Raw genomic sequence first — 14,066 nt, forward strand, 5'->3', positions numbered from 1 at the left:
TTTACAGGGACAATACCTAATTTTCGGGAGAGGCCCCAGACGGCGGCATGGACGGCAACATGGACGGCTCGTTCTGCGCCCTCAGGATCACGTCCAGCCGGCTCTTCGCCTGCAACTTGGACAGGATCGCTGCGACGTGGTTTTCCACAGTCCGGCGCGATCGCGAGAGTTCGTCTGCAATCGCCGCATTGCTCTTGCCGTCGACAAGCAGGCGCAGCACGGCCTGCTCCTTTGCGGTCAATCCATAGGGATGTTGCTTCGCCGCGCTGTACTGTCCGCGTTCAAGCTTCGGCAATTCATCTTTCCCGGACACCACGCCCACGCTGGTCCGCAAGCTCTTGCGGGCGGACTGCGCCCCGATATCGCGGAAGATGCCGTCGGCCTCCTGAAGGAGCGAACCGTCCCTTGAGGAAACAAGACTCCACGCGGCCAGGTATCTGGATGCTTCTGCCTCGAATGCGTCACACGCGCCCCTGATATCGCCGTCCAGCAGCAGGCGAAATGCCGGCGGGACCGAACGGTCGCGCCACCGGTCGACGGGCAACCCGGCCATGGCGCACCAGAACAGGAACTCTCCGCATTTTCGCGGACTCAAGAGATCCGGATCCAGGCCGCTTAGCCTTTCAAACGCCGCTTCCGCGCCCTGCTTGTTGGCGCTCAGCACCGCCTGCTCCAGCTCCGCGATCCAGACCGCCACCAGATACTGCGGTTCCCCTATTTTTTCGGCAGCATCGCGGGCGCGCGCCAGGGCTTCCGGTGCATCGCCGTCCCCCAGGCGCAACAGGGATCTGGCCAGGATCAGCATGGCCGGCATCTGCATCAGCAGCGTCTGGTTTTCCCGGCTCAGGACATCCCGGGCAATGGCGACGGCCTCGTCATAACGGTCCTGCTCGAAGCGGAGCTGCGCCTTGCGGCCGATAAGGTAATAGGTCCAGGAATCCAGGTCGTGTTCGGTATCGAAGGCGATGCCTTCCAACAGCAACCGCTCGGCACCGTCCAGATCCCTGAGTTCGATCAGGCACTCCGACAGATTGGTGTAAACGCGGGCCGCTTGCTCATGGAAACGCCCCTCAAGGGAGATCCTCAGGCTTTCACGCAGGTATGTCTCGCCTTCACGGTCGCCCCGAAAAAGCTTTGCGGACCCGACGCTGTTCAGGGCGTGGGCGCGGGTTTCCGGATCACTGAAGCGCTGCTCCACCTCAAGCGCTTTAAGGCCCCATTCGACCGCCTCCGCCATACTGTCCTGAAGCATGAAAAACTGGGCGCGCAAGGCATAGGCCTTGGCCGTTTCCGAGGACGGGGCCTCATTCTCCAGCACGGCGATCGCCTGCTGAATATAGTTTTGAGCCTTTTCCGCCTCCCCCAGATACCAGGTGAAGCGCGATAGCCATCTCAGGTTCTCCCCCACCCGGTCCGGTCGCCCGATCTTCCGCCAGATCGCCAACGCGGTTTCCTGTGCTTCGATGACATTGCCATCGATGGACCGCGACAGGCCCTCTTCATAGGCCCAGCGCTCGAGAATATCGGCAGCCTGTTCGTCAGGGGCCTTGTGAATGAGCTGCTTTACGTACCCCAGGTAAAGCGCAGCTTCGCGATGCGCCCCGTATTCCGCGGCTTTCTCGGCGGCCAATGGCGCATAGCGAAGCAGAACTTCATCATTCTGCGCTCCATACGCATGATAGACCACCAGATCCAGCGGCGGCTCAGCCCCCTCTTCCAGCAGGAAGTTCAGAAACAACCCGTGTGCTTCAGACTTCTGATGCGGCAGCAATCTCCCATAGGCCGCATGGCGCATCAGTTCGTGGCGGAACTTGAACCCACCCTCCACTTCGATCAGAAACCGGCGCCGGAACGCGGCCTCCATTCCGGCCTCCACCACATCTGCGGGCAGCACCCGGAGAGATCGGCTCGGGATCAGGCCGGGCCAGCAGGACAAGATTTCGATGAAGTGGACCGCCGGATCGGTCAGCTGGTTCAAACGGGCATTCAACGCATCGGCGACCGAATTCGGAATTTGTCCGGCATCAAGCGTTTCGGCGGCAATTTCCGTCAGGAAGAACGGATTACCGCCGGTTATTTCGAGGATCTTTTCCGCTGCCAGTCCGTTATCGGCCCCGAACTGGCGAACCGCATCGAGGGAAAGCGGCGAAAGCGGGATCTGGACCTTGCTCGCGGCGGGGATATGCCCCATTGCCGACCGCAGGGAATGACCGGCGTCCACTTCATCGTCGCGATAACTGCAAATCATGAGGACCGGCAAAGCCGCGAGACGCCGGCCGATGAACTTCAGCCAGTCAAGCGTCCTGTCGTCAACCCAGTGAAGGTCCTCCATTACGAGCACGGCCGGAGTACCAAACGCTTCCAGTTTCTGCGCAAAACCGTCGAAGTAAGCGTCTTCCCGAGCCGCGGCTTCGTTGGTATCGAACAATTGAAACGCCAGATCCTGCACGGGACCGAGCGGTCGCGGCGTATGCAGGGGATCGCACAATCCGACCGCCCTGCGGCGATCCGGTTCGAGGCCGGAGAGAAAATGATCGATAAGCGTCGTTTTTCCGATTCCGGCTTCGCCGCTGATAAAAACGATCTTTCCACCTGAGCCGCAAACAGAGCTGTCCAGCTCATGGAGTTTTTTGAGGATTGCTTCGCGTTCGAGGAACACTGGGCGATTTCCCTGTTAAACGATGCCACTCCGGGATTTCCGCAGGAGGCCAGCAGGACAAGCAGGCATTCCGGACGAAGCAATCGAATGAGGTCAATGGGTCAACGAAATGCAAGCACAACAGTCAGCCTGACCCTCGGCTTGGCATTGCGGGAATGACCATATCCCTCCGGAACAGCTGGCGTGTCGTTGGTTTAACGAACAGGCTTCGAGATGCGAAGGCAAGCGTATTCATGCCTGAACAGCCGACGGATTCCCCGGAATCCCCACGGAAACTGCCGAAATTAGTTGGAAAGGGCTCTATCGGCCGCTTCTGGACATCCAATACCGGGCGATCACTTGGTCACGCTCTTGCGGCCGAGCGTCTGCGGATCGACGCAGACGGCGTAGGTCCACTCGGTATCGGTGACGCCGAGCCGGTTGCACAGGGCCGCCGACGAGACATTGTCCTGGCGCACGCCGGTCATGAAGCCGCGCGCGCCTTCCTGCTCCCACATGTGGACGATTGCCTGCGCCCCGAGGATGAGTGCGATCTTCTGCCCGCGCCGGTCCGGCCGTGTGGCGAGCATACCCCAGAAAACGGTCTTGGCGTGCGGACCACCGGCCGGGTGCATGAAGATCGACGTGGCAACGGCAACCGGCTTGTCGTCCCCATCCGTGGCCACAAGGCAGAGCCCCCGTCCCTGCCGCCCCCTGAGGTAGGCCGCGGGAACAGGCATCACCCCGCAGGATTCCATCAGGGCGACAGCATCTGCCACGAAACGTCCAGGCGTCGCATCATCCAACCGCTGTACGCTGAGATCCGATGGCAGGCTGTAATCCGACAGGACGCCCTTCGCGGCAGTATAGGCCGTTTCGTCGCCGAAGAAATGCTCGTGCCGGTCGGTCGACAAGCCGTTCCTGTCAAGCTCTGCGAACAGGGCCGGCACCTCGTTTTTCGGGAAGAAGTAGCACGGGCTGCCACCCTGAAGACGGGCGAGCGCACCGATGACCTCTGCCGTATTCTCGACCGGCTGGCTCAACCCGACCAGTCGTCCATAGAAGGCGAAACGCGGATCGTCGCGGACCAGCGACCAGAGCGCGGCACTCCGCTTCATCGCCGCCACGCTTTCAGGACTTCCGTAATATTCCCCATCGTCGGTCATCGGCCGCCGTCCCCCGTATATTCCGCGCGCAAGCCTAGCCCATGATCGGAAACGGAAAAAGCTTTCCTGCGTTCGGATCGGGACAGTTTATGATCGCCCGGGCGTATTCGAGGACGAAGAACAGCGTGAGGGCAGATCATGAAATTCGACAGGGAACTGATCTCGAATGGAAACCCGATAGAGGCTGTTGTCGGTTTCAGCCGCGCTGTCAGGGTTGGTCCATTCATATCGATCGGCGGAACCGCGCCAGTCGGGCCGGACGGCAAGACCGTGGGCGTCGGCGATATTGCCTCCCAAACCCGCCAATGCATCGAGATTATCAAAACAGCTCTCGAGCAGGCCGGCTCGGGCCTTCACGATGTGGTGCGAACCCGCGTGATCCTCACCGACATCGACAATTGGAAAGCCGCCATTGATGTCCGGAAGGAATACTTCAAGGACGTTCGCCCGGTAGACACGATCATGGCGATAGATCGCTTTGTGAACCCGGAATGGCTCGTCGAGTTTGAAGCGGACGCGATCATCGCGGACTGGGGCGAATAACCGGTTGTCGAAGGACAATCGTATGACGGCGAAAGCCAGTTTTTCGCGGATTGCCTCGTAACGGCCACATCCGCGCGGGGTGACTATGCCACCTTGCGCCAGCGCTCCGCGCGTACGAATTCGATCAAGTCGGCCGAAGGCATCGGCGCCGCGAAGGCATAGCCCTGCAGCGTATCGCAGCCGAGGTCGCGCAGGATCGTGACATGCTCCATGGTCTCCACCCCTTCCGCCACCACCTTGATGCCGAGCGACTGGCCGATATCGATGATCGAAGCGACCAGACGGCGTTGGCTTTCGGAGTGGATAATGGGCGTGACCAGCTGGCGGTCGATCTTCAGCCTGGACGGCCGGAGATGGATAAGGCTGACGATCGAGGCATACCCTGTTCCGAAATCGTCTATTTCAATGTCGATTCCCATGTCCCTCAGCCGCTCGAAATTGGTCATGATCATTTCATCGCCATCATCGAGGAAGATCGACTCCAGCAATTCGAACGATACCGTACCCGGCTCGATGGAAAGGCCGTCGAGGCTGCCCATCAGATCGGCGTCGTGCAACCTGCCCGCCGAGACGTTGACCGATAGACGCGGAATCGAGATCCCGACCGCATCCCAGCGCATCTTCTGCCACAAAGCCTGCTCCAGGATCGTCCGGTCGATGAGCGGCACCACATTGAGTTCATCTGCGATCTTGAGGAAGACGTCCGGCGTCAGGATCCCTTTGTCCGGATGCGCCCATCTGGCAAGGGCCTCGACACCGACGATCTCAAGTGTGCGGGCATCGAACTGGGGCTGGAAATAAGGCAGGAATTCCTGGCGCTCCAGCCCGCTCAGGATGTTATCGGCGACCTGCTTGTTGCGGACGATTTCCGCCTTCAGCGTATCGGAGAAGAACTCGAAACGGTTGCGGCCGTTGCTCTTGGCCCGGTAGAGCGCGATATCGGCATCGATGAGCATGCGTTGGCCATAATCGTCCAGACTTCTGTCGGCCATGGCGATACCGATACTCACCCCGAAGCGGCATTCGTGGTTCTCGAAGGGAACCGGCTGGCGCATCTCCTCGATGATACGCCCGGCCAGGGCGGACAATTGATATTCGTTCATCTGCTCCGTCACCGCGATGACGAATTCGTCGCCGCCGATGCGGGCGACGAAATCACTGGCGCCCGTATTGGCCTTGAGAACCGACGCGGCATGAACGAGCATGGCGTCGCCCGCCGCATGGCCCAGCGTATCGTTGATATGTTTGAACCGGTCGAGGTCGATATGCAGAAGGGCCGTGGGCGCCTTTCCGGCTCCGCCGTCCAACAACTGTTGGTCGACGAAACGCCGGTTCGGCAGGCCGGTCAGGCTGTCATGCAGCGAATTGTGCTCCATCTGGGAGCGGGCATCCTCCAGCTCGCTGTTCCTCAGCTCGGCATTCTGTTTGGCGGTTAGCAAACGCGTCTTCAGCTCGATGTCGGACGACACATCCCAATTGACGCCGACAATATAACGCTGACCGCGGATTTTGTTGTGCACGGCGCCGATGGCCCGGATCCACCGGACCGACCCGTCGGACAGAATGATCCGGAACTCGGAATGGTACATGTCGCCGGTTTCGATCGCGTGCCAGTATTCCTGCTCCGCCCGCTCAAGATCGTCGGGATGGAGGCGCTCGGACCATATATTGTAATGCGACGTGTCTTTGCTGGCGGGAATATCGTACAGCTCCCGCATCCGGCTGTCCCAGGTCAGGACGTTCGTATCGAGATTGAGTTCCCAGATCCCGATCTTCGACGTGTCGAGGGCAAGCTTGAGGCGCTGCGACAGGCGCTCCATCTCGTTCTGGCGTTGTTGCATTTCCTGGATGTGGACGCGGCGTTGATCATAAAGCTGCCCGGCAATCAGGATCGGCAGGATGACGAGAAGCCCCCCCGCCAGAATGACCAGCCGCACCACCCAGACGTTTTCGGGCATCTCCGACCAGCCGCCGCGCGGAATCGCGGCGATCCGCCACCGGCCGGTCGGCAGGGACACTTCGGAAATAACCGGGCCGTCGGCAAAAACCTCCCGCTGTCCGAAGAAAACGGTGTTATCCGCCGCGGCAGCATCGCGACCGGAAATGGCGATGTCTATCGGCAGGTCGGGATCGTAAAGGCCGCTGTCGGCGTAGAGACGCTCGACATCGACGACCGCCGAAACCAGCCCCCACAGGTGATCGGTTCCGTCCGGGTTCGCGACGAAGACCGGAAAACGCCCGATGAACCCCTGGCCGCCCTGCAACAGGTTGACCGGCCCGGCAAGCACCATCTGCCCGGTTTCCACTGCCCTCAGCGCCGCCTCGCGCTGTTGCTCGTTCTTCTTGTAGTCGAGCCCGATGGCCTTCTCGTTGCCTTCGATCGGATACATCAGGCTGACGACGAGGCCCGGAGCCGCGGCCACATTGCGAATCTGCGATTGATTGCCCAGGAGGTTGCCGGCGATACGGCCGAACTGCTCCTGATCGATGTCCGGATGGGTGGAGATCACGGCCACGAGGCCGCGCATCAGTTGAAGATTGCTGTTTATATTGCCCTCGAGCCGGGCGCGAACCAGGCCCAGTTGTTCGCTGACAGTTGCCCGCTCGCTCTGCCGGTGAACCGCCCGGTTCTGGACCTCAGCGAAAATACCGGTGACGACGGTTACGGCGAGCGCGATACCGACAGCGATGACACTGGGTCTCGACAAAAGATAACCTGCTTTCAACCGGGAAAAGAAAGTTATTGGCATCGCATCCTGTGAACTCGATAAATCTCCAATTCCCCCGAGCTTGGAGAGCGGACTTCGGTCTACATTGACGATAACGGGGAAATTGAAACAAATACCTAAGGGAAACTTCGCAACGCACAATTCGCCCGAGAAGTCGATCGGTTCGGCTTCGGATCGGTCCGGAACGCCTTCGAACGGAACTTTCCGCGACGGACGATCTTGCCAGCCCGGTCTTCTTCGCCTTAGATCGATTCTGGAAACGAATTTCTTGAAAAGGACAATTGCGATGGCCGGAAAGTTTGAACTCTACCAGGACAAGGCAGGCGAGTACCGCTTCCGGCTCAAGGCCGGCAATGGGGAAATCATCCTCGTCAGCGAAGGCTACAAGCAGAAGGCCAGCGCCGAAAACGGGATCGAGTCTGTCCGCAAGAATGCGCCGACGGATGAGCGCTATGAGCGCAAGGACACCTCGTCGGGCAAGCCGATGTTCAATCTCAAGGCCACCAACGGCCAGGTGATCGGAACCAGTGAAAGCTATTCCAGCGCGTCCGCCCGCGACAACGGCATCGAGTCGGTCAAGAAGAACGCGCCGGACGCCAAGCTGGACGACCAGACCGCCTGACCGCCGGGGCATCCGCCTATCGGCTGATTGCCGCGAGAGACATCCAAACGCCCCGCGGCTGATCCCGGGGCGTTTTTGCGTCTGCGTCTGCCCCGTTCAGGTCGGCTCCCGCTCCCTTTCGCCGGGCCACCCGTGCGGGATTAGGACTTGTGGTCGGCAGAGCCGCCTGAGAAGATGACCTCTCCCGCGCCCGACCCCGCATCGACAGATCCCGTTTCATGTTCCGCCCTCCACGCCACTATCTTTATCTCGATGCCGTCGCGCGGGCCGGGTCGATCCGGAAGGCCGCCGCAAAGCTTGGCGTTGCCTCCACTGCCCTGAACCGGAAGATCCTGGAAATCGAGGAAGAGCTCGGCATGCCGATGTTCGAGCGTCTGGCCAAAGGGGTCCGGCTGACGACGGCCGGCGAGGTCCTGATCGATGCGATCCGGCGAAATCTCTCCGATATCGATGCGGCCAATGCGCAGATCGAGCAGCTTCGCGGTCTGGTACGCGGCAATGTCAGCCTGGCGATTGCCCATTCGGTGGCAAACAGCCTCGTCCCCTCCGCGATCGCCGGCTATCAGGTCCATCACCCCCGGGTTAATTTTCAGCTATTGGTCGGCGGAACGGTGGATCTCGTGGCAGCCCTGTTGCGAGACGAAACCGACCTCGCCCTGGTCCATGACCCGGCGCCGACGCCGGATCTCAACGAGATCGCCTCGATCCGCCAGCCGCTGTGCGCCATCGTCCGCCACGATCATCCGCTCGCCGGTCGCAGCAAACTGCGCCTTGCCGACTGCCAGCCCTATCCGATCGCACTCGGCAACCGTACCTTCGGTGGCCGCCAGCTGATCGACCCCGTCCTCAAACGCACCAATCTCAACCTGAACGTCACACTGGAATCGAATACGGTCCGCTCGCTCATGGTCTACGCCAAGCAGACGGGCGCGGTCTGCTTCCAGTTCCAGATCGGAACGCTGGAAGACACGGCCACAGGCGAGCTCGTAGCGATTCCGCTTATCGACCCTGAGCTGACTAACGGCCGCCTGGTTCTGGTGAACCGGACCGGTCGGAAATTGTCGTTGCCCGCCATCAGTTTCGCTGAAACCCTGAAACAGTACATGGCCCGCGTTTGACCCCCTTGTCTTGGGCTTTGTTTCGGCATGGGGATGCGTATCGAGGGTTGCCGCTGAAGATAAGCACCACCTTCTTCGCCAGTTCGACTGAGATCTTTTAGATCACGAGTGCACACATTTTGCTCTCACTATGAGTGTTTTTTTGACCTATGCCGGGCCGGGGTTTCGCTCCAACCTGTGAGGCGAAACAACACATCAAGTGGGACGGCTTTTCTTGCAGGCGGACGTTTTCAAACTCTCCATGGACCATCCAGGCGATGTCTCGGCCCTGGCGAAGCTGATCGACAGCGGCGAGATCCACGCGGACCAGATCGTGGCCTTCATCGGAAAGACCGAAGGCAATGGCGGCGTGAACGATTTCACCCGCGGCTACTTCACCGACCGGCTGATGACCATGCTGTCGCGGCACCTGAACGAGCCTGCCGATGCGCTGGCCCGGCGCCTGCCCTGCATCCTGTCCGGCGGCACCGAGGGCGTCCTTTCGCCCCATTACCTCGTGTTCTGCCGCAAGCAAACGGATGCGCCCGGAACCGGTGCGCTCGCCATCGGCAAAGCCTTCTCCCCGGTGCTGGAGCACCAGCATGTCGGTACACGAGACCATGCGCTCAGCGTCGCCGAGGCCGTCAAGGCGGCGATTGCCGATGCCGGGATCGAGAGCATTGAGGATGTCCATTTCGTTCAGGTGAAGGCTCCCTGCCTGACGTCGGAGCGCATCGCCGGGCTCAGGGAAAAGGGCGTGCCGCTGCCGGCAACAAGCCCCGGCCAGTCCATGGCCCTTGCACGCGCCGCCGGCGCCTTCGGCGTGGCCCTGGCGCTGGGCGACATCACGTCAGAGGCTCTGTCGGCCTCCCTGTTCCTGGAGGACTTCAGCCGATTTTGCGACCGGGCCAGCGTTTCATCCGGCGTCGAGGTCGAGGCCAACGAGGTCATCGTGCTTGGCAACAGCGACACCTGGTCGGGCAACCTGCGCATCTCCCACCGGGCCATGGGCGATGCCATCGACCTGGCCGCCGTCCAGACCGTTCTCGCCGATCTCGGCCTGTCAGCCAAGTCACAGCTCAGCGCTGCCGAGCGCGACCGGATCCGGGGCGTTCTGGTCAAGGCGGAGCCGGACCGCAGCGGCAGGATCCATGGCCAGCGCCACACCATGCTGAATGACACGGACATCGACCCCCAACGCCACATCCGCGGCGCGGTCGGCGGGGTGGTCGCCAGTGTCCTCGGCGACACCCGAATTTTCGTCTCCGGCGGCGCGGAGCATCAAGGACCCGATGGCGGCGGACTGATCGCCGTGATCGCGGAAAACACGGCAGGGCACACGCCGCCGACACAGGACACAGGAGTATAAAATGCGGGTTGTCATCATCGGAGCAGGGGTTGCCGGATGCGTGGTCGCACGCGGCCTGAACCGTATGCCCGGCCTGGAAATCCACTGCCTGGAACGGGTCGAACCCGGCGACCACGCCGAAAGCGGCACCGGACTGAATATCGGCCCGAATGCGGTCCAGGCCCTGAGGGCCACCGATCCGGAACTGGCCGGCCTGATCGACGAGGCCTCGCTGGAGTGGAAGAACTGGCGCGTCTCGCTGACCGACGGCACCATTCTGTTCGACCTGCCGCTGAACGAGGTCTCGCCCAGCAACGGCTGGCGCCTGCGCTGGTCGGAACTCTACCGGGTGCTGCGGGAGTCCGCCGAAGGCCTGATCCGCTACGGCTGCACGGTTGAGGAAATGGGCAAGACCAGCGACGGCTCCGGCAAAACCTTCGTGCGCTGGAGCGACAAGGACGGCGCCCACGAACTGACCGACATCGATCTGCTGATCGCCGTCGACGGCCGGTTTTCCCAGACCCGCAACATCTTTGCCGGCGGCGTAAATTCCCGCCAGATCGGCGTGGCGATCTTCCGCACACTCATTCCCGACACCAGCGACGGCCTGATCACCGACTACGAACAGTGGTTCAACGGACCGAACCGGCTGCTCGCCTACCGGGTGCCACCGGGTTACATCTACATCGCCGGCACCTTCCCGATCGCCAAGGAAGGGGAAACGCCGGACGAGTTGAAGACGCCGGAAGCGCTGCGGGCGGCCTACACCCCGCGTACGGCCCCTCCCGGCGATCAGGCGAAGTGGATGATCGACACGATCTGCTCGCCCGACAGCGAGCTCCATTGGGCCCGGATCCAGGAATCGGAAGCCCGGCACTGCGAGCCGGACGTCAACGTTCTTTATCTCGGCGACAGTTCCAACGGCATGGTGCCGACGCTCGGTCAGGGCGCGACGCAAGCCATTGAAGGTGCCTGTGCGGCCCTGGCAGCCATCGAAAGCCGCATGGCCGCAGGCGACACCGACGTCCGCAACTGGCTGACCGGCATCGAGGCGTCGCGCGAAGACCGCATCCGCTTCGTCATGGATTTCTCGCTTGAAGCGAGCGACACCCTTCTGGCCGGCTCGGACCCGGTTGAAGGGACACTGAAGAAAAGAAGTCCGGCGTTCCTGGAAAAACTGAAGCGACTTTACAACGACATAGGAACGATCGGCTCGGCTCATCCCGAGGAGGAACGCGCCGCCGGCTGACAGGCCGAAGGCCCGGGGACAGAGACAACTTCCAGATACAGGGACTTCATCATGAACAAGACCAATTCCTTCAAAAGGCTGGTGACCGCCGGTCTGATCCTGGCGGCAACCGCCTGCGGCGCAGTGACCGCCCACGCGGCCGACAAGGTCAAAGTCGGTGTCTTCAGCGCCAGCTCCGCCCTGCCCTATTACGTCGGCCTGAAACGGGGCTATTTCGACGAAGTCGACATCGAGGTGGAAACCGTCGTCATCGGCACCCACCCGCTGATCGTCCAGGCACTGGTGACCGGCGACATCGACGTCGCCTCCAACGTCGTGACCCTGGAAGGCGCCAACATCGTCGCCCGCCGCCCCGGCACGCTCAAGTTCATCGCGCTCAACGGCCAGAACGCCGAATACATAATGGAGCAGTTCGTGGTAGCACCCGACAGCACCGCGAAAACCGTCGCGGACCTGAAAGGCGCGAAACTGTTCTCCGCCCCCGGACCGGCGAACCTTGGCGCCGCCAAGGCGGTTCTTGCAGCCGCCGGCCTGAAGGAAGGCACGGACTTCACCATCCAGGAACAGGGCATGGGCAACCACATGGGCGCCATGAAGGGCGGCACCTTCGATGGCGGTTACACTCTTGAAGCGCTGGCCAGCTCGATGATCGATCAGGGGATCGCGAAACGTCTGGAAGCCGGCGTCATCTCCAAGTACCTGCTCGAGGACGAAGAAGCCGAGGCCTATGCCGCCGGCGCCGCCGTCTCCGGCAAGATGCTCGCCGAGCGCCCGGATGTCACCGCACGCTTCGCCAAGGCCTGGGAAAAGGCGACGGCGGATGCGAACGGCGACCCGACCGCCCGCGCCTATATGGCTGAGGACATGCGGGTCAACCCGAAGCTGGTCGACACGGTTCCGCTGGCTCATTTCGTGATGTCCAAGGACCTGAGCGAAAAGCAGATCGAAGACTTCCAGAAATTCATCCAGATCGGCGTCGACCTCGGCGTTGTTGCAAAACCGGTCAAGGCCGAGGACCTTCTGGAAAAGGAATGAGAGTGCCCATCGAACAACAAGGCATGACAGGCGAAGCGGCGGTGCATCCGGCACCGCCGCCAGCCGACCCGGATCGCTTGCGCTGGTTTCCCAAGGGGACCCACATCACGGTCCGCGGCCTCACCAAGACTTTCGACGATGTCGTTCTCTACCAGGACTTCGACCTCGACATCCCGAAGGCCAAGGTCATCTCGGTCTTCGGCCCCAACGGCTGCGGCAAGAGCACGCTGATCAACATGATCTCCGGGATCATGGATTTTGACAGCGGCCAGATCCTGTTCGATGGCAAGACCGCACGCGAAACCCGTATCGGCTATGTGTTCCAGAACTACCGCGAAGCGGTCTTCCCCTGGCTCAAGGCGATCGACAACATCCGCTATCCGCTGCAGTTCCTGAACCTCTCCAAAGCCGAACGCGACGCACGGGTGGAGCACCTCCTGGAAAGTTTCGACGTCAAGATCGACCTGAACCGCTATCCGTACGAGCTCTCCGGCGGCCAGCAGCAGCTCGTCTCCATCATGCGGGCGCTGGTCGTTGATCCGGAGGTGCTGTTCCTCGACGAACCCTTCTCCGCCCTCGACTATGAAATGACCCTGTTCCTGCGCGACAAGCTGCAGAAGGTCCTAACCGAGCTTCAGGTGACGACCCTGCTCGTCTCCCACGATCTGGACGAGGCGGTTGCCATGGCCGACGAGATCCTGCTTCTGACCAAGAAACCGACCCAGGTCGCAGACCGGCTGATGTTCGATGCGCCCCGCCCCCGGACCGCGGAGACGACCCTGACCGCGGAGTTCATCGACGTGAAGACCCGCAGCCTGGAGATTTTCCAGCGCGAGGTGCGCAAATGAGCCGGAACACGAAATTCGCCAGGTTCATCCGCCAGATCCAGCCGTTGATCGGCGCCGCCTTCCTCGTGCTGCTGTGGTGGCTGGCAAGTGCCGGCAGGCTGATCGATCCGGTGCTGCTGCCCTCCCCGGCGGAATCCTGGCACGCTTTCATTTACGGCCTGACCGAGGGCACCCTCTGGCACGACTTTTCGCAGACCATCGTCCGCACCACCGTCTCTTTCGTCATCGCCATCATCGTGGCGGTGCCGATCGGCGTATTCCTCGGCTCGTCGGAAACGGTCTACCGCTCGGTGGAGTTCTCCGTCGATTTCTTCCGCTCCACGCCCGCCTCCGCGCTGTTCCCCCTCTTCCTGGTGATGTTCGGGGTCGGCGAGGAAGCCAAGATCGCGGTCGCCGCCTTCGGCGCGGCGCTGATCATCCTGTTCAACACCGCCTACGGGGTGATGAACGCCCGCAAGCAGCGCCAGCTCGCCGCCCGTGTCATGGGCGCCTCGAAGGTCCGCATCCTGACGGACGTCACCATCTGGGAATCCCTGCCGCAGACCTTCGTCGGCATGCGCTCCGGCATTTCCATCGCGCTCGTCATCGTGATCGTCGCGGAAATGTTCATCGGCTCCACCGACGGGCTCGGACAGCGCATCATCAACGCCCAGATGATCTTCGACATGCCGGAAATGTACGCGGCGATCTTCGCCTCGGGCGCCCTGGGTTACGGGCTCAACCTGCTTTTCATCATCCTGGAACGCCGCTTCGTCCATTGGGGCGGAAAGTAACGGCATCCCCACCTACGA

Annotated in this window: 11 protein-coding genes and 1 pseudogene; 8 read left to right on the forward strand and 4 right to left on the reverse strand. The window is 61.6% G+C overall.

What is annotated here, in order from left to right; genetic code table 11:
• Window positions 1-16: 16 nt before the first annotated feature.
• The 3 genes and pseudogenes from ACN0SO_RS22835 to ACN0SO_RS22845 all read right to left on the reverse strand — a co-directional run bounded on the left by ACN0SO_RS22835 (window position 17) and on the right by ACN0SO_RS22845 (window position 3,804).
• Complete coding sequence (locus ACN0SO_RS22835) at window positions 17-2,191, reverse strand: LuxR C-terminal-related transcriptional regulator (protein ID WP_417681567.1); 2,175 nt, start codon at window positions 2,189-2,191, stop codon at window positions 17-19.
• Window positions 2,192-2,302: 111 nt separating this feature from the next.
• Window positions 2,303-2,659 (reverse strand): annotated as a pseudogene (locus ACN0SO_RS22840) (AAA family ATPase); the annotation flags it as partial.
• A 335-nt stretch (window positions 2,660-2,994) separates the two neighbouring features.
• The gene (locus tag ACN0SO_RS22845; RefSeq protein ID WP_417681447.1) at window positions 2,995-3,804 is read right to left on the reverse strand and encodes a GNAT family N-acetyltransferase; all 810 of its coding nucleotides are present in this window, start codon (window positions 3,802-3,804) and stop codon (window positions 2,995-2,997) included.
• A gap of 138 nt (window positions 3,805-3,942) precedes the next feature.
• Here ACN0SO_RS22845 and ACN0SO_RS22850 point away from each other — a divergent pair, with 138 nt between their 5' ends.
• Complete coding sequence (locus tag ACN0SO_RS22850) at window positions 3,943-4,347, forward strand: RidA family protein (RefSeq protein ID WP_417681449.1); 405 nt, start codon at window positions 3,943-3,945, stop codon at window positions 4,345-4,347.
• Between the two features lie 83 nt (window positions 4,348-4,430).
• On the opposite strand, the gene ACN0SO_RS22855 is transcribed toward ACN0SO_RS22850, so the two are convergent.
• Entirely contained in the window at window positions 4,431-7,055 is a 2,625-nt protein-coding gene (locus ACN0SO_RS22855; RefSeq protein WP_417681451.1) for an EAL domain-containing protein, read from the reverse strand.
• Between the two features lie 307 nt (window positions 7,056-7,362).
• On the opposite strand from ACN0SO_RS22855, the gene ACN0SO_RS22860 reads away from it, so the two are divergent.
• From ACN0SO_RS22860 to ACN0SO_RS22890, 7 genes are all read left to right on the forward strand, one after another.
• A complete protein-coding gene (locus ACN0SO_RS22860) occupies window positions 7,363-7,698 on the forward strand; it encodes a YegP family protein (RefSeq protein ID WP_417681453.1) in 336 nt (111 codons plus the stop codon).
• 218 nt (window positions 7,699-7,916) lie between these two features.
• Complete coding sequence (locus ACN0SO_RS22865) at window positions 7,917-8,816, forward strand: LysR family transcriptional regulator (protein WP_417681455.1); 900 nt, start codon at window positions 7,917-7,919, stop codon at window positions 8,814-8,816.
• A gap of 214 nt (window positions 8,817-9,030) precedes the next feature.
• The gene (locus ACN0SO_RS22870; RefSeq protein ID WP_417681457.1) at window positions 9,031-10,164 is read left to right on the forward strand and encodes a ring-opening amidohydrolase; all 1,134 of its coding nucleotides are present in this window, start codon (window positions 9,031-9,033) and stop codon (window positions 10,162-10,164) included.
• Between the two features lies 1 nt (window position 10,165).
• Complete coding sequence (locus ACN0SO_RS22875) at window positions 10,166-11,392, forward strand: hypothetical protein (protein WP_417681459.1); 1,227 nt, start codon at window positions 10,166-10,168, stop codon at window positions 11,390-11,392.
• Window positions 11,393-11,443: 51 nt separating this feature from the next.
• Complete coding sequence (locus tag ACN0SO_RS22880; RefSeq protein ID WP_417681461.1) at window positions 11,444-12,427, forward strand: ABC transporter substrate-binding protein; 984 nt, start codon at window positions 11,444-11,446, stop codon at window positions 12,425-12,427.
• Window positions 12,424-13,275, forward strand: a complete 852-nt coding sequence (locus ACN0SO_RS22885) for an ABC transporter ATP-binding protein (protein ID WP_417681463.1) — start codon at window positions 12,424-12,426, stop codon at window positions 13,273-13,275. The genes ACN0SO_RS22880 and ACN0SO_RS22885 overlap by 4 nt, the downstream gene beginning before the upstream one ends.
• Window positions 13,272-14,048: an ABC transporter permease gene (locus ACN0SO_RS22890; protein ID WP_417681464.1), complete on the forward strand. Its 777-nt coding sequence runs from the start codon at window positions 13,272-13,274 to the stop codon at window positions 14,046-14,048. The genes ACN0SO_RS22885 and ACN0SO_RS22890 overlap by 4 nt, the downstream gene beginning before the upstream one ends.
• Window positions 14,049-14,066 lie beyond the last annotated feature (18 nt).

This window comes from Roseibium sp. (assembly GCF_048260565.1).
GTDB lineage: Bacteria > Pseudomonadota > Alphaproteobacteria > Rhizobiales > Stappiaceae > Roseibium.

What these genes read in the sequence shown, in the direction of transcription:
- ACN0SO_RS22835 (WP_417681567.1), bottom strand. Translation starts at nt 2,191, where the DNA reads ATGGGGCATATCCCCGCCGCGAGCAAGGTCCAGATCCCGCTTTCGCCG.
- ACN0SO_RS22845 (WP_417681447.1), bottom strand. Translation starts at nt 3,804, where the DNA reads ATGACCGACGATGGGGAATATTACGGAAGTCCTGAAAGCGTGGCGGCG.
- ACN0SO_RS22850 (WP_417681449.1), top strand. Translation starts at nt 3,943, where the DNA reads ATGAAATTCGACAGGGAACTGATCTCGAATGGAAACCCGATAGAGGCT.
- ACN0SO_RS22860 (WP_417681453.1), top strand. Translation starts at nt 7,363, where the DNA reads ATGGCCGGAAAGTTTGAACTCTACCAGGACAAGGCAGGCGAGTACCGC.
- ACN0SO_RS22865 (WP_417681455.1), top strand. Translation starts at nt 7,917, where the DNA reads ATGTTCCGCCCTCCACGCCACTATCTTTATCTCGATGCCGTCGCGCGG.
- ACN0SO_RS22875 (WP_417681459.1), top strand. Translation starts at nt 10,166, where the DNA reads ATGCGGGTTGTCATCATCGGAGCAGGGGTTGCCGGATGCGTGGTCGCA.
- ACN0SO_RS22880 (WP_417681461.1), top strand. Translation starts at nt 11,444, where the DNA reads ATGAACAAGACCAATTCCTTCAAAAGGCTGGTGACCGCCGGTCTGATC.
- ACN0SO_RS22885 (WP_417681463.1), top strand. Translation starts at nt 12,424, where the DNA reads ATGAGAGTGCCCATCGAACAACAAGGCATGACAGGCGAAGCGGCGGTG.
- ACN0SO_RS22890 (WP_417681464.1), top strand. Translation starts at nt 13,272, where the DNA reads ATGAGCCGGAACACGAAATTCGCCAGGTTCATCCGCCAGATCCAGCCG.